The sequence below is a fragment of the Mycobacterium persicum genome, assembly GCF_002086915.1.
In the GTDB taxonomy this organism is placed as follows: domain Bacteria; phylum Actinomycetota; class Actinomycetes; order Mycobacteriales; family Mycobacteriaceae; genus Mycobacterium; species Mycobacterium persicum.
In genome coordinates this window covers 2781603-2798208 of record NZ_MWQA01000001.1, presented here as the reverse complement: position 1 = coordinate 2798208, position 16606 = coordinate 2781603, and the positions used below count along the sequence as shown (strand labels likewise).

Below are 16606 nucleotides of genomic sequence, written 5' to 3'. Positions count from 1 at the left end.
AAATCTAAGGCGTCCACCAGGGCCGCAGCGGCAGGTCATCCTCGCCCCACGGGTCCACATTGGCGGCCAGCGCGTGATGCAACTGAATGTTGTTGTGTTCGAACGCCACTCGCGATGCAGCCATGTACAGACCCCACACTTTGGCGGTGGGCAGCCCGACCTCGGCGACGGCCTCCTCCCAGTGGTCGACGAGGTTGCGGCACCAGTCACGCAGCGTCATCGCGTAGTGATGCCGGAAGTTCTCCTCGTGCAGCACCTCGAAACCGGCGTTTTGGATGTCGGTGATGATGCGTCCCGAGCCCGCCAGCTCTCCGTCGGGGAAGACGTAGCGGTCGGTGAACCCGCCCGCGAATGGGGCCGACTTGTTGTCGTGGCGGGTGATGCAGTGGTTGAGCAGCAGGCCGCCGGTGCACAACTTCGACTTGAGGAAGCCGAAGTAGGCGGGATAGTTCCGGACGCCGATGTGCTCGGTCAGTCCGATCGACGAGACGGCGTCGAATCCCGTCTCGGCCACGTCGCGATAGTCGCAGTGCCGCACTTCGGCAAGGTCGGTCAAGCCGTCGTCTTCGATCGCCTGTTGCGCCCACTTGGCCTGCTCGGCCGACAGCGTGGCACCCAACACATGGACCCCTCGTCGCGCTGCGTAACGCACCATGCCGCCCCAGCCGCAACCGACGTCGAGCAGCCGGTCGCCGGGTTGTAGCCGCAGCTTCTCGAAGATCAGCCGGTATTTGTTCTCCTGGGCCTCTTCCAGCGTCGCGTCGGCGTGCGGGTAGACCGCGCAGGTGTAGGTCATCGACGGGCCGAGCACCCATTCGTAGAAGGTGTTGGAGACGTCGTAGTGGTGGCGGATGGCTTCGGCGTCACGGGACTTGCTGTGCAGCAGACCCTCGGCCAGCCGGCGCCACCGGGGCGGCGCCTCCTGCGGCGGCGGCGCGACCGGCAGCAGGTTTTCGACACCGATCGAGCGCACGACGTTGGCCAGCACCCGCGGCGACGGGCGTTTGAAGTGCACCCGGTCGGTCAGGGCCTTGAGCAGCTGATACGGGTCGCCGGGATGGACGCCGCGGGTCTGCAGGTCACCCGATACGTAGGCGCGGGCCAGACCCAGTTCACCCGGGGCCGTCGCCAGGTAGGTGATGCCGCGCGGAGACGTGAGTTCCAGACCCAGCGCCGCGTCGGCACGCCCGGCAGTGCTGCCGTCATAGGCTGCGAACTTCAGCGGCTGCTGTCCAGGAGCGGTGAAGATCGCCAGGATTTCGGCCATGGTCAGCTTGCCCCCGGCTATGGGACGGCTGGCCTCCTTGATCGTTGTCATCGTCGTTGCACCGCCTTTGCGTAGAGGTCGAGTAGACGCGAGTCCGGGTCGTAGATCTTTTTCACGGTGTTGTAAGACTCCCCGCCGTAGAGCTGGTCAAACTCCTCGCGGGTGTAGTAGCTGTCGGAGTAGAGCGACTTGTGGCCGTCGAGTTCGCTCACCTTCGCCTCGATCGCCCGGTTCGTCACGCCCTCGGCGGCGCCTACCGGCACCGACGACCAGAACCCGATATTGACGTAGGTGCGATCCGGCTGGATCGGGTACAGCGGCCACCCGCTGGGGTTGCGCAGCCGCAGTGGGCACACCCAGATGGGTGTGATCGGCACATTGCCTAAGAACCATTCCAGGAATTCGCCGGTGCGCCCGATGGGCACCTCGACGTCCTGCACGACCCGTTCGCGCGCCGGACGTCCGTTGCGTTTCTCGATCCGGTCGGCGATTCCGAAGCGCTGATCGACCGCCATCAGCTTCCAATAGACGCTGCTGCACCGGTAGCGGCGCGGCCACCAGCGCCGCAGCCGCGGGTTCTGCGCGCCGAAGGCGCGTGAACACCAGAACCAGTCGGTGTCCCAGCGCCAGAAGTAGTCGTGGATGGTCAACCGGTCTTCTTTGACTCCGGTCCCATGCCGGATGGACCGGTAGTAGATGTCTTTTCCGGTGTAGTCGCTGACTGGGCCCGGAGTCGTCGTTCGCACGCCCACGCACAGGTAGCTCTCGTCGGCGCCGAAGACGACTCCGTCGAGGTAATCCACCGGGAGCCCGTCGAGTCCTTGGGTGTCGACAATGCGTTCCATCGCCGCGATCATCTCGGCCAATGAGTGGAATCGAATGTGCCGCAACGCCACAAAGGGTTTCACGGGCTCCAGCTCGATTCGCAGCCGGGTCGAATAGCCCAGTGTTCCATAGGAATTGGGAAATGCGCGGTACAGGTCGGCGTGCTGGTCGGGAGACGTGGTGAGCAATTCGCCGGCGCCGGTGAGAATGTCCATTTCCAGCACCGACTCGTGCGGCAGGCCATTGCGAAACGATGCCGACTCGATGCCCAGGCCGGTGACCGCCCCGCCGAGGGTGATGGTCTTCAGTTGCGGAACTATCAGCGGCGACAGGCCGTAACGCAACGTCGCCGCGACCAGGTCCGCATACGTGCACATGCCGGCTACGTCGGCGGTGCGGGCATCGGGATCCACACCGATGACGCCGGTCAGTCCGGAGGTATCCAGGCCGGGGGTATCGCGTTTGGTGCGGGCGCGGAACAGGTTTGAGGTGGGCTTGGCTAACCGGACGGTCGCGGTTGCAGGGATGGATCGATAGCTCGCCAGCAACCGCTGGACGCCCGAGGTGTAGGTGGACAGCGCAGATTCACGGGCGGGCATCACATATATCGTAGTCACCGACCACAGCCCCTGCATCCGCGCGCGGGCTCGATACGGAGGAGTTGCGCCTGATGGCACAGGTGAGCGCAGCCAGCACGATCTTGATCAATGCCGAGCCCGCGGCCGCATTTGACGCGGTGGCCGATTATCGCCATGTCCGCCCGAAAATCCTCTCTCCGCAGTACAGCGAGTATCAGGTGCTCGAGGGTGGGCAGGGGCAGGGCACGGTCGCCAAGTGGCGGCTGCAGGCCACCAAATCACGCGTGCGCAATGTGCAAGTCAACGTCGACGTCGCGGGCCACACGGTGATCGAAAAGGACGCGAACTCGTCCATGATCACCAATTGGACGGTGGCTCCCGCGGGTCCCGGCTGCAGCGTCACGGTCAAGACCAGCTGGAACGGCGCCGGCGGCGTCAAGGGTTTCTTCGAAAAGACGTTTGCGCCGTTGGGCTTGAAGCGAATTCAGGGCGAAGTGCTGGCCAACCTGAAGAAGCAGCTGGAAGGCTAACGCGCCTGGCCCTGGGCGGCCAGGAAACCTGCGATGCCGCGCACCAGCGCGTTGGCGTACTTCTGCCGGCCCTCGGCTGATTCGATCAGCGCCGAGTCCGCGGGGTTCTTCATGTTGCCCAGCTCGACCAGGATCGACGGATACTGCGCCAGGTTCAGGCCCGCCAGATCGGAACGTCCGTACAGTCCGTCCTGGCCGATGTAGTTGGCCGGTGGAATACCCGAGGCCTGCAGCTGGTCCCGCATCACCTTGGCGAACTGCACCGAGGGTCCGGCCTGGGTCGCGTTCAGTGGCGGCGCGGAGTAGTTGACGTGGAAGCCGCGGCCGGTGGCCGGCCCGCCGTCGGCGTGCAGGCTGACGACCGCGTTGGGGCGCAGGGCGTTGGCCATGTTGGCCCGTTCGTCGACGCATGGCCCCAGGGCGTTGTCGTTGCCGCGCGACATGGCGGTGCGCACCCCCAGCGCGTTGAGCGCGGCCCGGAGCCGCAGCGCGGTGTCCCAGGTGAAAGTGTGTTCCGGATAGCCGCTGTTGGTCGACGTTCCGCTGGCTTGGCAGTCCTTGGTGCCGCCGCGACCGGTGGGTACCTGGCGCCCGATCGACGAGTCGTTGGCCCCGTTGTGGCCGGGATCGATGAATACCACCATGCCGGCGATGCTGGCGGGGGTGGCGGCGGCTGTGGGGACAATCGGTATCAGCGGTGCCGCGGCGGCGACGAGCACGCCGGCAACCCTTTGGAGTAGGAAGGCGATCCCGACACGCAGGCTTACTGGTACGTCCACTGCGCAAAGCTAACGTGGCGCGGTCTAGGCTAGGTGTTTCGAATCGCCCGACAACCGCAGGCGAAACCAACTCGAGACCAAGATGCGAGGGGACTGTCATGCAACCTGGAGGCGATATGTCGGCACTGCTGGCCCAGGCGCAGCAGATGCAGCAGAAGCTATTGGAAGCCCAGCACCAACTGGCCAACTCTGAGGTGCACGGCCAAGCCGGTGGTGGCTTGGTCCAGGTTCGCGTCAAAGGCAGTGGCGAGGTGATCGGTGTGACGATCGATCCCAAGGTCGTCGACCGCAACGACATCGAGACCCTGCAGGACCTGATCGTCGGTGCGATGCGCGACGCATCACAGCAAGTGACGAAGATGGCGCAGGAACGGCTGGGGGCATTGGCCGGGGCGATGCGTCCGCCCGGTGCGCCCGGTGCACCCGGGCCGGGTATGCCTGGTGGGCCGGGGATGCCGGGAGCGCCCGGGATGCCGGGTATGCCTGGTGGGCCGGGGATGCCGGGAGCGCCGGGGGTCTGACCGGCACCGACATGTTCGAGGGACCTGTCCAGGATCTGATCGACGAGCTGGGAAAGTTGCCGGGTATCGGACCCAAGAGTGCGCAGCGCATTGCGTTTCACCTGCTGTCGGTCGAGCCAGCGGATATCGACCGCCTGACCGCCGTACTGGGTCGGGTGCGCGACGGCGTGCGGTTCTGCGCCGTGTGCGGCAACGTCTCCGATGGCGAACGTTGCCGCATCTGCGCGGATCCGCGCCGCGACGGTTCCCTGGTATGCGTCGTCGAGGAGCCCAAGGACATCCAAGCCGTCGAGCGCACCCGCGAATTCCGCGGCCGCTACCACGTCTTAGGTGGTGCGCTTGATCCGCTGTCCGGGATCGGCCCTGAGCAGTTGCGGATCCGCGAGCTGCTGAGCCGCATCGGTGAGCGGGTCGACGACGTCGACATCACCGAGGTGATCATCGCCACCGACCCCAATACCGAGGGTGAGGCCACCGCCACCTACCTGGTGCGGATGCTGCGCGACATCCCCGGCCTGACCGTCACCCGGATCGCATCGGGCCTGCCGATGGGCGGCGACCTGGAGTTCGCCGACGAGCTGACCCTCGGCCGCGCGTTGACCGGCCGCCGGGTGCTCGCGTGATGTCGCCGTGATGTCGCCGTGATTTCGCCATTGATTTCGCCGTTGATTTCGCCGAGCCTGTAATTTTGCAGGCCGCTACTCGCACTTTCCCTGCAGATTTACAGGGTCGGCGAGTTGTCGGCTCTCGCTGCCAACATTTCGAGCCATGACGGCGGTTTTCCTCGGGAGCGAAGCGGTCACGTCCAGAAAAATGACCCGGCACGAGCTGCAACGGTGGTATCGGCCGGTGTACCCAGGTGTCTACGCCCCGCAGCGGCACAACCTGTCACTGCGCGACCGGACCATCGGGGCATGGTTATGGTCGGGACGCCGAGCGGTCATCTCCGGTGTAGCCGCGTCCGCACTACACGGCGCGCAATGGATCGACGATGACGTCGCCATCGAGTTGGTCTGGTCGAACACCAGGCCGCCGCGGGGGCTCGTCGCTCGCGACGAAGTCCTGGCCGATGACGAGATCACCCGGGTAGCGGGCCTGCCGGTGACCACGTTGGCGCGGACGGCCTATGACCTCGGTAGGCATCTGCCGCGCGGGCAGGCGGTGGCGCGCCTCGACGCGCTCATGCGAGCGACGCCGTTCTCAACCGAAGATGTGCTCCTGTTGGCCACGCGCTATCCAGGTGCGCGTGGTGTCCGGCGACTGCGGGCGGCGGTGCCCCTCGTCGACGCGGGGGCGGCGTCCCCCAGGGAGACCTGGCTGCGGCTCTTGCTGATCGATGCCGGATTTCCCACGCCCAGCACGCAGATACCGGTGCAGAAGGATTGGCGGCTGATCGCAATGCTGGATATGGGCTGGGAGAAATACCAGGTGGCGGCCGAATATGACGGTGACCAACACCGCACCGACCGCCGGCGGTATGCGCACGACCAACGGCGACTGCGTACGCTCGCGCAGCTGGGTTGGCTGGTCATCCGGGTGATCGCCGAAGACAGGTCCGAAGAGGTAATCGCCCGGGTGCGCCACGCACTGCTGGCCAGAGGCTGGCGGCCCTAGCCTTAGCCTTAGCGAGCAGCCAACCGCTCGCGGCGCAGCAGGTCCACCTCGGGGAGCTCCAGCGGTCGTAGCGAACCTACCACCTTGCTGAGCAACAGGTCGGCGAGCTCGGGGTTGCGGGCCAGACACGGCCCGTGCATATAGGTCGCGATCACGCTGCCCTGAACCACGCCGTCGAAGCCGTCACCGGCCCGGTTGCCGGCACCCCTGACCACCGCCCCCAACGGCGACGCCGCGGGGCCCAGGACGGTGCCGCCGCGGTGGTTTTCGAAGCCGGTCAACGGCTGCCTCAAACCGGTCAGCAATGGCGTGCTGACCAGTTCGCCGATGGTGCGGGCCGGTTGCGGCGTGGTTGTGACATCGAGCAGGCCCACGCTGTCGACCCGCTCTCCCGAGGATGTCTCATACCACTGGCCCAGCACCTGGACGGCCGCACAGATCGCCAGCACGGGCGCGCCCCGGGCCGCCGCGCGCTGCAGGCCGGGGTATTGCAGCAGGTGCTTGGTGGCCAGCCGCTGCGCGTAGTCCTCCGCGCCGCCCAACGTGTAGAGGTCCAACGATTCCGGAACCGGGTCGGCCAGCGTGATCTCGACGATCTCGGCGGGGATGTCGCGCAGCAGCAGTCGTTGGCGCAGCACCACGGCGTTGCCGCCGTCGCCGTAGGTGCCCATCACGTCGGGTAGTACCAGCCCGATCCGCATTTTGGATTCAGCCATGTCGCGCCAGTGCCCGTTGCAGCTGCAGGAACGCGGTGTAGTTGGCGACGACCTCGACCCGCCCGGGCGGGCAGGACGCGATGGCCGCCATAGTGTCGTGCACCAATGTATGCTCGACACCCGCGTATCCCAGACGCACCGCCAGGTCGGTGCCGCGTTCGCCGGCGGCGACGACTGGGGTCTCTTCGAAATGCTCGAAACGGACGTCCCACAGCCACGACAGGTCCTCGCCGTCGGGCACCTGCCCATTGACCGCGATGACCACCCCGGCCGCGTGCTTGTCCACCATCGACAGCGCTTCCTGCCAGCCGGCCGGGTTCTTGGCCAGCAGGATGCGGGCTTCGTGCGCACCGATCCGCACGGTCCGGTAGCGGCCGGCGACCTCGTCGACACTCGACACGGCCGCGACCGCCTTCGAAGGGTCGGCGCCCAGCGCGACGGCGGCGGCGACGGCCTGGGCGGCATTGCCGCGATTCACCGCGCCCGGAAGCGTCAACCGCATCGGCAGCGCGAGCCCGCCAGGCCCGTACAGGGTGTCGTCGTCGAAGAACCACTGCGGGCTGGGCCGCTTGAAATCGGCGCCGGTGGAATACCAGTGGCAGTGCTCGCGGACGATGACCTCGCCGCTGCGAGGACAGCTCACCGAATCGTTGGACCAGGAACCTCCCGCGGCCACCCACACGACGTTTGGGCTGTCGTAGGCCGCCGAGGTCATCAGCACGTCGTCGCAGTTGGCGACGACGACGGCCTGCCGGTGCCGCGCCAGCCCGGCGCGCAGCGTGCGTTCGATCACGGTGATCTCGCCGACGCGATCCAGCTGATCCCGCGACAAGTTCAGCAGGACGATGACGGTGGGCTCCACGGCGTCGGACACGTGCGGCACGTGCATTTCGTCGACTTCCAGGGCAGCCAGCTTGGCATGGCGATCCGCGGCCAGTGCGGCCACCAGGCCGGCGTCCATGTTGGCGCCCTCGGCGTTGGTGGCTACTGCGCCCAACGTGCCCAAAGCTGCGGCCGTCATTCGGGTGGTCGTCGACTTGCCGTTGGTCCCGGTGACGACCACGGTGCGACGGCCCACGGCGAGTTGGCGCAGCACCGAGCGGTCCAGGGTCATCGCGACCAGACCGCCGATCATCGCGCCGGCTCCGCGCCCGGTGACCCGCGATGCCCAGCGCGCGCTCGCTCCGGCGGCGAGGGCAAGGCGGGCCCGGGTGGTGATCACCCGGGTGAGTTTAAGGGCGATCGCAAGCTCGGCGCTTGTGGCGCCGGGCGTGGCGGGTCGCCCTCGTGTGGTTTCATGCCCGACACGATGCGCAGCGACGCCGCTGATGTCGGTCGCGCATGCGATTCTCATTCTGTGAGCCACACCTGGGGACGGCCGGCCAGCCACCCACACGGGGGTTGGGCCGTCATCGACGTCGAGACCTCGGGCTTTCGCCCTGGTCAGGCCCGGATCATCAGCATCGCCGCGCTAGGCCTCGACGCCGCCGGGCGGGTGGAGCAGTCCGTGGTCAGCCTGCTCAATCCGGGAGTGGACCCGGGCCCCACCCATGTCCACGGTCTGACCGCGGCCATGCTCGAAGACCAGCCGCAATTCGCCGACATTGTCGGTGACGTGGTCGAAGTGCTGCGCGGGCGCACCCTGGTGGCGCACAACGTCGCGTTCGACTACGCGTTCCTGGCCGCCGAAGCCGAACTCGCGGACGCCGAACTTCCCGTCGACACCGTCATGTGCACGGTCGAGCTGGCCCGCCGGCTCGAGCTTGGCATGGACAACCTGCGGCTGGAGACGCTCGCGGCGCACTGGGGTATCACTCAGGAGCGCCCCCACGACGCGTTCGACGACGCGCTGGTGTTGACCGGAGTGCTGACGCCCGCTCTCGCCCGCGCTCGGGAACTGGATGTCTGGCTGCCGATACGGCCGGTGACCCGGCGTCATTGGCCCAACGGGCGGGTGACTCATGACGAGCTGCGCCCGCTGAAGGTGATGGCATCGCGGATGCTCTGCCCGTATCTCAACCCGGGCCGCTACGTCACCGGCCGGCCCTTGGTGCAGGGCATGCGGGTGGCGTTGGCCGCAGAGGTGGGGCGCACCCACGAGGAGCTGGTCGAGCGGATCTTGTACGCCGGACTGGCTTACAGCGACGACGTGGACCGCGAGACCTCGCTTGTGGTCTGCAACGAGACCGCTCCCGATCAGGGCAAGGGATATCACGCAATGCAATTGGGGGTACCGGTGTTATCCGACGTGCAGTTCATGGACCGCGTGGAGTCCGTCACCGGCGGCACGAGCATGGAGCAATTCACCGATCCCGGACTGATCGACAATCAGCTCGCCCTCTTCTGAACCTTGCTTGCACTACAACCGTAGTGGTAACGTCTTACCCATGGCAACCACTACGGATGTAGTAGGCCGAACCGTGTACCGCCGGCACGGCTATTTCTTCCGGGAAGCCGCGATCCTGACGATTTCGCTCGGCGTCGTCCTGCACCTGTACCGGGTGGTCTTCGGAGACGAATTGACCCTGCGCTACATGGTGACGGTAACGACGGACCGAATCCTGCTGGTGCCGATGACGTATGCGGCCATCACCGGCATTCTGGTGTGGCACCGGGTCCGGTTCACCGGCAAACGGCATCGGCTGTTCTTCACCGCATCGTTGGTCTACATCGCCGGCAGCGTGCCGCTGCACCTCTACATGTCCTATGTGGTCAGGGACGTGTCGATGGTGACGTGGTTTCCGATGTCGTTCAGCTACCTGCTGCTGATCGCGGTCTATCCGGCGTTCCTGACCATGTTCTGGCGGCTGCGCTACACCCACTGATGCCGCCGAATCCGCAACGCCGCGCGCAGATCCTCGACGTCGCCATCGGCATACTCGCCGAGGAGGGAATCGGCGAGCTGACGCATCGCCAGGTCGACGAGCGGGCGGGCCTGCCCGCGGGCACCACCTCGAACTACTTCCGGACACGCCAGGCACTTCTCGAAGCGACCGCGGCGCGCACCGTCGACCTGCATTGGCAACGCGTGGCGGCGCTGCAAACCGCGGTCGGTTCGCTGGCCCGTGACGGCGTCAAAGCGCTCCTGACGCGCATGCTGGCCGACCCCGACGAGCGGGCGCGACGCTACACGCTGGCGCGGTTCGAGCTGTTCATGGAGGGGACGCGCCGGCCCGAGCTGCAGCCGTTCCTGAAAGATCTTCAGGCCGCCGCGGTGAAGTCCGCCACGCTGATCCTCGAGGCGGCGGGCTTCACCCCGACGCCTGAGCAGATGGACGAGTTGAGTCGGCTGCTGAACGGTTACCTGTTCAGCAACCTCACGATACCGGGCGGAGCACCGAATCCGGCCGGAGTCGTCGACCGGCTGTTACGTGCGTTATTCGAGCAGTAGTGAGCCGCAGCGAATACTCGGAGCGGCCGACGGCATGCACACCTGATAGTGGTCCTACGGCGGCGGCGCCGGTGGGCCGGCGTCAGCTCATCGCCGATTGCTGGCCCGGTTGACCGCCGACACCACCGCCCGCAGCGACGCGGTGGTGATCGACGGCGCGATGCCCACGCCCCATACGACCTTGCCCGCCACCGACGCCTCGACATATGCCGCTGCCTGAGCGTCGCCGCCGGCGCTCATCGCGTGCTCGGAATAGTCCAGGATGGCCACGTCGAAGCCAACCGGATGGAGTGCGTCGACAAACGCCGCCAGGGGGCCGTTGCCGCTGCCGCTGATCTCGGTCTCCACGCCGTCGATTTTGACGGTCGCGACGATGCTGGTGGTGCCGCCGTCGTCGTCAGCGGCATCGACATGTTGCTTGATGCGCTCCAGCGGCCGCACCGGGGCGAGGTATTCCTCGGCGAATACGTCCCACATCTCCTTCGGTGAGACCTCACCGCCGTCGCCCGCCGCGCCCTCTGCGATCTGTTGGATTACGCGAGAGAACTCGATCTGCAGCCGCCGCGGCAGGACCAGGCCGTGATCGGCCTTCATGATGTAGGCCACCCCGCCCTTACCGGACTGCGAATTGACCCGAATCACCGCCTCGTAGGTGCGGCCGACATCGCGCGGGTCGATCGGCAGATACGGCACCTGCCACAGCATGTCTTCAACATCGGTGTCGGCCTCATCTGCGGCGATCTTCATTCTGTCCAGGCCCTTGTTGATGGCGTCCTGGTGGCTGCCGGAGAACGCGGTGTAGACCAGGTCGCCGCCGTAGGGGTGCCGCTCGGGCACCGGCAGCTGGTTGCAGTACTCCACCGTGCGCCGGATCTCATCGATGTTGGAGAAGTCGATCTGCGGGTCCACCCCGCGGGAGAACAGATTGAGCCCCAGGGTTACCAGGCATACGTTGCCGGTGCGCTCCCCGTTGCCGAACAGGCAGCCCTCGATCCGGTCAGCCCCGGCCTGATAGCCCAATTCGGCTGCGGCGACGGCGGTTCCGCGGTCGTTGTGCGGATGCAGGCTCAGAATCACGGAGTCGCGACGCGCCAGGTTGCGGCTCATCCACTCGATCGAGTCGGCGTAGACATTGGGCGTGGCCATCTCGACGGTGGCAGGCAAATTGAAGATGATCGGGTTGTCCGGCGTCGGTTGGATGACCTCGCCGACGGCGTCACAGACCTCTTTGGCGTATTCCAGCTCGGTGCCGGTGTAGGACTCCGGCGAATACTCGAAACGCCATTGCGTGCCGGGATATTTGGCGGCCTCCTCGAGGCATGTGCGGGCGCCGTCGATCGCGATGGCCTGCACCGCGGCCCGGTCGGCCTTGAACACCACCCGGCGCTGCAGGATCGACGTCGAGTTGTAGAAGTGCACGATGGCCTTTGCGGCACCTTGGCACGCTTCGAAGGTGCGCTCGATGAGCTCCGGACGGCACTGGGTCAGCACCTGGATGGTGACGTCGTCGGGAATGGCGCCCTGCTCGATGATCTCGCGGACGAAGTCGAAGTCGGTCTGGCTGGCCGACGGGAACCCGACCTCGATCTCCTTGTAGCCCATGCGAACCAGCAGGTCGAACATGCGGCGCTTGCGGGCCGGGCTCATCGGGTCGATCAGCGCCTGATTGCCGTCGCGCAGGTCCACCGCGCACCACAAAGGGGCGTGGGTGATGACGCGGTCGGGCCAGGTGCGGTCGGCGAGGCGGATGGGCTCGACTTCTTCGGCGAAGGGGCGGTAGCGGTGGACCGGCATCGACGAGCCTCGCTGGGGATTCCAGCCGGGTTGGCCGGGTCGCGGTGGGCCGGAAGGTTTGACGACGGTTCGCGCCGATCGATACGCGTCGGGTGTATCAGGATTTGTCACGGTAGTTGCTCCGGGGTGTCAGAAGGAACCTCAGACCGGCGCAATCGCGAACGTCCCGCGACGGGAAGCCGGTCTGGATCAGACCCCGTCGCGGCGTCCGAGGAGGAGCACCCGCTGCACGTTGTGCACTCTACCGCTATCGGCCCGATCACCAAAACCACTGATATCGAGTGTGAGCTGACGGCTTTGGGCGTGCGCTGAGGGCGTCCAAATCGCGGAAGTTCCGCCCGGAGCGCTCACTCGATGCCGTCAGCTCACCCTCGATGCTCGTCCACGTATTCTGTTGTGGACTTGAATCCAGGACCAGAATCCCAGACAGGAAAAGATCAGTGGCGCTCGTCGTGCAGAAGTACGGCGGATCCTCGGTGGCCGACGCCGACCGGATTCGCCGGGTCGCCGAACGCATCGTCGAGACCAGGAAGCAGGGCAACGACGTGGTCGTCGTCGTCTCGGCGATGGGCGACACCACCGACGATCTTCTGGACCTGGCTCAGCAGGTGTGCCCGGTGCCGCCGCCGCGTGAGCTCGACATGCTGCTGACCGCCGGCGAACGCATTTCCAACGCGCTGGTTGCCATGGCGATCGAATCGCTGGGCGCCCAGGCCCGGTCGTTCACCGGTTCGCAAGCCGGGGTGATCACCACCGGCACCCACGGCAACGCCAAGATCATCGACGTCACGCCGGGACGGGTCCGGGCCGCACTCGACGAAGGCCGCATCGTATTGGTCGCCGGATTCCAGGGCGTCAGCCAGGACACCCGCGACGTCACCACGTTGGGCCGCGGCGGCTCGGACACCACCGCGGTCGCCCTGGCGGCGGCGCTGGGCGCCGACGTCTGCGAGATCTACACCGACGTCGACGGCATTTTCACCGCCGACCCGCGGATCGTGCACAACGCGCGCAAGCTAGACACCGTCACATTCGAGGAGATGCTCGAGATGGCGGCCTGCGGCGCCAAGGTATTGATGCTGCGCTGTGTGGAATACGCCCGCCGCTACAACATTCCGGTGCATGTCCGCTCGTCGTATTCGGACAGGCCGGGCACCGTCGTCGTCGGATCGATCAAGGACGTACCTATGGAAGACCCCATCCTGACCGGAGTCGCGCACGACCGCAGCGAAGCCAAGGTGACCATCGTCGGGCTGCCCGACATCCCGGGCTATGCGGCCAAGGTGTTCCGCGCCATCGCCGACGCCGAGGTGAACATCGACATGGTGCTGCAGAACGTCTCCAAGATCGAGGACGGCAAGACCGACATCACCTTCACCTGCTCGCGCGACGTCGGGCCGACCGCGGTGGCCAAGCTGGACTCGCTCAAAGACGAGATCGGCTTCTCCCAGGTGCTCTACGACGACCACATCGGCAAGCTGTCGCTGATCGGGGCGGGCATGCGCAGCCATCCCGGGGTGACCGCGACGTTCTGTGAGGCGCTGGCCGCCGTCGGGGTGAACATCGATCTGATCTCGACGTCGGAGATCCGGATCTCGGTGCTGTGCCGCGACACCGAGCTGGACAAGGCGGTGGTCGCGCTGCACGAGGCGTTCGGACTCGGCGGCGACGAGCAGGCCACGGTCTATGCGGGGACGGGACGTTAGATGGTTGCGATAGGAGTTGTGGGTGCCACCGGTCAGGTGGGCCAGGTGATGCGCACGTTGCTCGACGAGCGCGACTTCCCGGCCAGCTCGGTGCGGTTCTTCGCCTCGGCCCGCTCCCAGGGCCGCAAGCTGGCCTTCCGCGGTCAGGAGATCGAGGTCGAAGACGCCGAAACGGCGGATCCGAGCGGCCTGGACATCGCCCTGTTCTCCGCGGGGGCGGCGATGTCGCGGGTGCAGGCGCCGCGGTTCGCCGCCGCGGGCGTGACGGTGATCGACAATTCGTCGGCGTGGCGCAAAGACCCCGATGTGCCGTTGGTGGTGTCGGAGGTCAACTTCGCGCGCGACGTGCGCGGGGCGGGGCCCCTCAAGAAGGGCATTATCGCCAATCCCAACTGCACCACCATGGCCGCGATGCCGGCGCTCAAGGTGCTGCACGACGAAGCCCAGCTGGTTCGCGTGGTGGCCTCCACCTATCAAGCGGTCTCCGGTAGTGGCCTGGCCGGGGTGGCCGAGTTGGCTGCCCAGGCGCGTGCGGTCATCGACGACGCCGAGGCGTTGGTGCACGACGGCGGTGCGCTGGATTTCCCGCCGCCGCAAAAGTACGTCGCGCCGATCGCATTCAACGTGGTGCCGCTGGCCGGGTCGTTGGTGGACGACGGCTCGGGGGAGACCGACGAGGACCAGAAGCTGCGGTTCGAGAGCCGCAAGATCCTGGGCATTTCCGACCTGGCGGTCAGCGGTACCTGCGTGCGGGTGCCGGTGTTCACCGGGCACTGCTTGTCCATCAATGCCGAGTTCGCCCGGCCGCTTTCGCCTGAGCGGGCTCGTGAGCTGCTTGACGGCGCGCCCGGTGTGAAGGTGGTCGACGTGCCGACGCCGCTGGCCGCGGCCGGGGTGGACGAGTCACTGGTCGGGCGCATCCGGCACGATCCCGGGGTAGCGGACGGGCGCGGTCTGGCGCTGTTCGTCACGGGCGACAACCTGCGCAAGGGGGCGGCGCTGAATACCATCCAGATCGCCGAGTTGCTGGCCGCCGACTTGTGACATGCGGGTGAGCTCCGCCTGGGTCGCGCGGTGCTCGCTGGTAGCGTCTTTACTTGTCCCGCAGTGCTTTTGGGTCGCGCACGCCGATCCACCGGCGCCGCTGCCGCAGCCGATCCTGCAGCCGCTGGAACCCGGTCAGGTGCTGCGGATCGGTCCGACTGCCGGCACCGGAACCCCCACCGGTGACTACGGTATCGGGGCCACGGACCTGTGCGACTTCGTCGAATTCCCCAGCCAATTGCTGCAGGTTTGCGGCGACAGCTTCGCCGGCCAGGGTGTCGGGTTCGGCGGCTGGTACTCGCCGGTTGCGTTGCACGTCGACACCGCGTCGGTCGACGACCCCGCCGGGGTGCGCTACACCGGCGTCACCGGTGTAAGCAAGCCGCTGCTCGCCGACCCGACGCCACCCGGGGATTCGCAGCTGCCCGCCGGGGTGGTGCAGATCAACCGGCGCAACTATCTGATGGTGACCACGACCAAGGACCTGGTGCCGCAGAGCACGCGGCTGGTGGTGGCCGAAGCGGCGCGCGGCGGCTGGCAGACAGTTCCGGGGTCTCGGCGCGACGCCTCCTACCAGCGCTGGGGACAGACGCAGATCAGCGGGTACTACGACCCGATCCCTACCCCGGAATCGCCCAGCGGGTGGGTGTACATCGTGGCCAACAGCTTCACCCGCTGGCTACCTGTGGTGCTGTACCGGGCCACCCCGGAGGCGTTCACCGACCGGTCCCGCTGGCAGGGCTGGGCCGCCGGGGCCGGCGGCGGCTGGAACAAGCCACCGACCCCGCTATGGCTTGACCAGGTCGGCGAGATGAGCATTAAGCAGATCGAGGGCAAAACGGTGCTTTCGTATTTCAACGCCAGCAACGGCGACATGGAGGTCAGAGTGGCCGACGACCCGACGTCCCTCGGTACCGCGCCAGTGACCACCGTGGTGCAACACGAGGAGGAGTGGCCCGAGCCGGCCGAAAGCCTGCCGCCGCCCTACGACAATCGGCTGGCGCAGCCGTATGGCGGCTACATCTCGCCCGGGTCCACGCTCGATGAGTTGCGGATATTCGTCAGCCAGTGGAACAACGCCGACCCGCGTGCCCGTGCGCCGTACCGGGTGATCCAGTTCGCGGTCAATCCGTTCAAGCCGTGATCATCTGGATGCCGCCCGCGCCGCCCGTGCCGCCGGTGCCGCCGGTGCCGCCGGTGCCGCCGGTGCCGCCGGTGCCGCCGGTGCCGCCAGTGCCGCCGGTGCCGCCGCCCAGAGGTCGCCCTGCCCGCCGGGCGATTGGCCAGAATGGCTCATAGCTACTACATAAGTTGTGCATAGCCGCCACCACTGTTTGCCCCGGCATCATGCGTGTCATGAACGAAACACCTGAAATACCGACAGCGCCGACGTCGACCGCCGTGGCACCACCCCCACCGCCGGCGCTGCCACCAGCGCCCCATCAGACCCCCAAGGTCTTCAAAGCCGCGGCGTGGGTGGCCATCGCCGCCGGAATCGTGTTCATCGTCGCGGTGATCTTCTTCACCGGCTTCCGGCTCGGGATGCAAAGCGGTCACGGCGGCTACGGCCACCACCGCCATCACAAGCCCCACGCGATGATGCACCGAATGGGAGGTCCCAATGGTGGCGTCCCAGCGGTGAGTCCCGGCGGTCCCGCGCAGGTGCCGTCCTCGGTTGCACCCGCCACCACACCCGGTCGTTAGAAACTTCGACACCAGGCCCGGTGCTCACTCGAGCACCGGGCCTCATGAGTTTGTGATCAATCCGGTGTCGTATCGCCGTAACCCTTTGCGGTTGTCGCGGCGCTGAGCAATATTCGAGTGATGAGCGAAACACCGGA

Annotated in this window: 18 protein-coding genes; 11 read left to right on the top strand and 7 right to left on the bottom strand. The window is 66.8% G+C overall.

Annotated elements, in window-relative coordinates; all coding sequences use genetic code 11:
• Positions 1 to 4 precede the first annotated feature (4 nt).
• Both B4U45_RS12745 and B4U45_RS12740 read right to left on the bottom strand, forming a co-directional pair.
• Positions 5 to 1318: a class I SAM-dependent methyltransferase gene (locus tag B4U45_RS12745; protein WP_075546868.1), complete on the bottom strand. Its 1314-nt coding sequence runs from the start codon at positions 1316 to 1318 to the stop codon at positions 5 to 7.
• On the bottom strand, positions 1315 to 2691 hold the full coding sequence (locus B4U45_RS12740) for an FAD-binding oxidoreductase (protein ID WP_183155062.1): 1377 nt from the start codon (positions 2689 to 2691) through the stop codon (positions 1315 to 1317). Before B4U45_RS12740 ends, B4U45_RS12745 begins: the two co-directional genes overlap by 4 nt.
• Before the next feature lie 71 nt (positions 2692 to 2762).
• Here B4U45_RS12740 and B4U45_RS12735 point away from each other — a divergent pair, with 71 nt between their 5' ends.
• The gene (locus B4U45_RS12735; protein WP_075546870.1) at positions 2763 to 3200 is read left to right on the top strand and encodes an SRPBCC family protein; all 438 of its coding nucleotides are present in this window, start codon (positions 2763 to 2765) and stop codon (positions 3198 to 3200) included.
• Here B4U45_RS12735 and B4U45_RS12730 read toward each other — a convergent pair.
• Positions 3197 to 3979: an Rv3717 family N-acetylmuramoyl-L-alanine amidase gene (locus tag B4U45_RS12730; RefSeq protein WP_075546871.1), complete on the bottom strand. Its 783-nt coding sequence runs from the start codon at positions 3977 to 3979 to the stop codon at positions 3197 to 3199. The genes B4U45_RS12735 and B4U45_RS12730 overlap by 4 nt on opposite strands.
• 98 nt (positions 3980 to 4077) lie before the next feature.
• Here B4U45_RS12730 and B4U45_RS12725 point away from each other — a divergent pair, with 98 nt between their 5' ends.
• From B4U45_RS12725 to B4U45_RS12715, 3 genes are all read left to right on the top strand, one after another.
• On the top strand, positions 4078 to 4500 hold the full coding sequence (locus B4U45_RS12725; protein ID WP_075546872.1) for a YbaB/EbfC family nucleoid-associated protein: 423 nt from the start codon (positions 4078 to 4080) through the stop codon (positions 4498 to 4500).
• 11 nt (positions 4501 to 4511) lie between these two features.
• Entirely contained in the window at positions 4512 to 5123 is a 612-nt protein-coding gene (recR, locus tag B4U45_RS12720) for a recombination mediator RecR (RefSeq protein WP_075546873.1), read from the top strand.
• A 145-nt stretch (positions 5124 to 5268) separates the two neighbouring features.
• On the top strand, positions 5269 to 6114 hold the full coding sequence (locus B4U45_RS12715; protein WP_075546874.1) for a hypothetical protein: 846 nt from the start codon (positions 5269 to 5271) through the stop codon (positions 6112 to 6114).
• Positions 6115 to 6122: 8 nt separating this feature from the next.
• Here the strand turns inward: B4U45_RS12715 and B4U45_RS12710 are convergent, their stop codons facing one another.
• Positions 6123 to 6830: a type 1 glutamine amidotransferase gene (locus tag B4U45_RS12710; RefSeq protein WP_075546875.1), complete on the bottom strand. Its 708-nt coding sequence runs from the start codon at positions 6828 to 6830 to the stop codon at positions 6123 to 6125.
• Positions 6823 to 8052 carry a Mur ligase family protein gene (locus B4U45_RS12705; RefSeq protein ID WP_075546876.1) on the bottom strand — a complete coding sequence of 410 codons (1230 nt, stop codon included), beginning with the start codon at positions 8050 to 8052 and terminating at the stop codon, positions 6823 to 6825. Before B4U45_RS12705 ends, B4U45_RS12710 begins: the two co-directional genes overlap by 8 nt.
• A 135-nt stretch (positions 8053 to 8187) precedes the next feature.
• Here B4U45_RS12705 and B4U45_RS12700 point away from each other — a divergent pair, with 135 nt between their 5' ends.
• The 3 genes from B4U45_RS12700 to B4U45_RS12690 are packed head-to-tail and all read left to right on the top strand — an operon-like array spanning position 8188 to position 10221.
• Positions 8188 to 9177 (top strand): DEDDh family exonuclease, encoded by a 990-nt coding sequence (locus B4U45_RS12700; RefSeq protein WP_075546893.1) that lies wholly within the window; start codon positions 8188 to 8190, stop codon positions 9175 to 9177.
• 40 nt (positions 9178 to 9217) lie between these two features.
• Positions 9218 to 9655 (top strand): hypothetical protein, encoded by a 438-nt coding sequence (locus B4U45_RS12695; protein ID WP_075546877.1) that lies wholly within the window; start codon positions 9218 to 9220, stop codon positions 9653 to 9655.
• A complete protein-coding gene (locus B4U45_RS12690; RefSeq protein WP_075546878.1) occupies positions 9655 to 10221 on the top strand; it encodes a TetR/AcrR family transcriptional regulator in 567 nt (188 codons plus the stop codon). The genes B4U45_RS12695 and B4U45_RS12690 overlap by 1 nt, the downstream gene beginning before the upstream one ends.
• 87 nt (positions 10222 to 10308) lie before the next feature.
• On the opposite strand, the gene leuA is transcribed toward B4U45_RS12690, so the two are convergent.
• Positions 10309 to 12126, bottom strand: a complete 1818-nt coding sequence (gene leuA / locus B4U45_RS12685; RefSeq protein WP_075546879.1) for a 2-isopropylmalate synthase — start codon at positions 12124 to 12126, stop codon at positions 10309 to 10311.
• Positions 12127 to 12455: 329 nt separating this feature from the next.
• On the opposite strand from leuA, the gene B4U45_RS12680 reads away from it, so the two are divergent.
• From B4U45_RS12680 to B4U45_RS12670, 3 genes are read left to right on the top strand one after another with little or no spacing between them, the layout of a single operon-like run.
• Positions 12456 to 13721 carry an aspartate kinase gene (locus B4U45_RS12680; protein WP_075546880.1) on the top strand — a complete coding sequence of 422 codons (1266 nt, stop codon included), beginning with the start codon at positions 12456 to 12458 and terminating at the stop codon, positions 13719 to 13721.
• Positions 13722 to 14765, top strand: a complete 1044-nt coding sequence (locus B4U45_RS12675; RefSeq protein WP_075546881.1) for an aspartate-semialdehyde dehydrogenase — start codon at positions 13722 to 13724, stop codon at positions 14763 to 14765.
• Between the two features lies 1 nt (position 14766).
• Entirely contained in the window at positions 14767 to 15909 is a 1143-nt protein-coding gene (locus B4U45_RS12670; protein WP_082275377.1) for a DUF4185 domain-containing protein, read from the top strand.
• Here the strand turns inward: B4U45_RS12670 and B4U45_RS12665 are convergent.
• Positions 15899 to 16123 (bottom strand): hypothetical protein, encoded by a 225-nt coding sequence (locus B4U45_RS12665; RefSeq protein WP_219859582.1) that lies wholly within the window; start codon positions 16121 to 16123, stop codon positions 15899 to 15901. The genes B4U45_RS12670 and B4U45_RS12665 overlap by 11 nt on opposite strands.
• On the opposite strand from B4U45_RS12665, the gene B4U45_RS12660 reads away from it, so the two are divergent.
• A complete protein-coding gene (locus B4U45_RS12660) occupies positions 16113 to 16469 on the top strand; it encodes a hypothetical protein (RefSeq protein ID WP_241780242.1) in 357 nt (118 codons plus the stop codon). The genes B4U45_RS12665 and B4U45_RS12660 overlap by 11 nt on opposite strands.
• Positions 16470 to 16606 lie beyond the last annotated feature (137 nt).

Bases quoted from the DNA above. Each gene is read 5' to 3' on its own strand.
- recR (WP_075546873.1), top strand. From the start codon at position 4,512: ATGTTCGAGGGACCTGTCCAGGATCTGATCGACGAGCTGGGAAAGTTG.
- B4U45_RS12660 (WP_241780242.1), top strand. From the start codon at position 16,113: ATGCGTGTCATGAACGAAACACCTGAAATACCGACAGCGCCGACGTCG.
- B4U45_RS12665 (WP_219859582.1), bottom strand. From the start codon at position 16,123: ATGACACGCATGATGCCGGGGCAAACAGTGGTGGCGGCTATGCACAAC.
- B4U45_RS12745 (WP_075546868.1), bottom strand. From the start codon at position 1,318: ATGACAACGATCAAGGAGGCCAGCCGTCCCATAGCCGGGGGCAAGCTG.
- B4U45_RS12695 (WP_075546877.1), top strand. From the start codon at position 9,218: ATGGCAACCACTACGGATGTAGTAGGCCGAACCGTGTACCGCCGGCAC.
- B4U45_RS12675 (WP_075546881.1), top strand. From the start codon at position 13,722: ATGGTTGCGATAGGAGTTGTGGGTGCCACCGGTCAGGTGGGCCAGGTG.
- B4U45_RS12670 (WP_082275377.1), top strand. From the start codon at position 14,767: ATGCGGGTGAGCTCCGCCTGGGTCGCGCGGTGCTCGCTGGTAGCGTCT.
- B4U45_RS12710 (WP_075546875.1), bottom strand. From the start codon at position 6,830: ATGGCTGAATCCAAAATGCGGATCGGGCTGGTACTACCCGACGTGATG.
- B4U45_RS12740 (WP_183155062.1), bottom strand. From the start codon at position 2,691: ATGCCCGCCCGTGAATCTGCGCTGTCCACCTACACCTCGGGCGTCCAG.
- B4U45_RS12735 (WP_075546870.1), top strand. From the start codon at position 2,763: ATGGCACAGGTGAGCGCAGCCAGCACGATCTTGATCAATGCCGAGCCC.
- B4U45_RS12690 (WP_075546878.1), top strand. From the start codon at position 9,655: ATGCCGCCGAATCCGCAACGCCGCGCGCAGATCCTCGACGTCGCCATC.
- B4U45_RS12725 (WP_075546872.1), top strand. From the start codon at position 4,078: ATGCAACCTGGAGGCGATATGTCGGCACTGCTGGCCCAGGCGCAGCAG.
- B4U45_RS12715 (WP_075546874.1), top strand. From the start codon at position 5,269: ATGACGGCGGTTTTCCTCGGGAGCGAAGCGGTCACGTCCAGAAAAATG.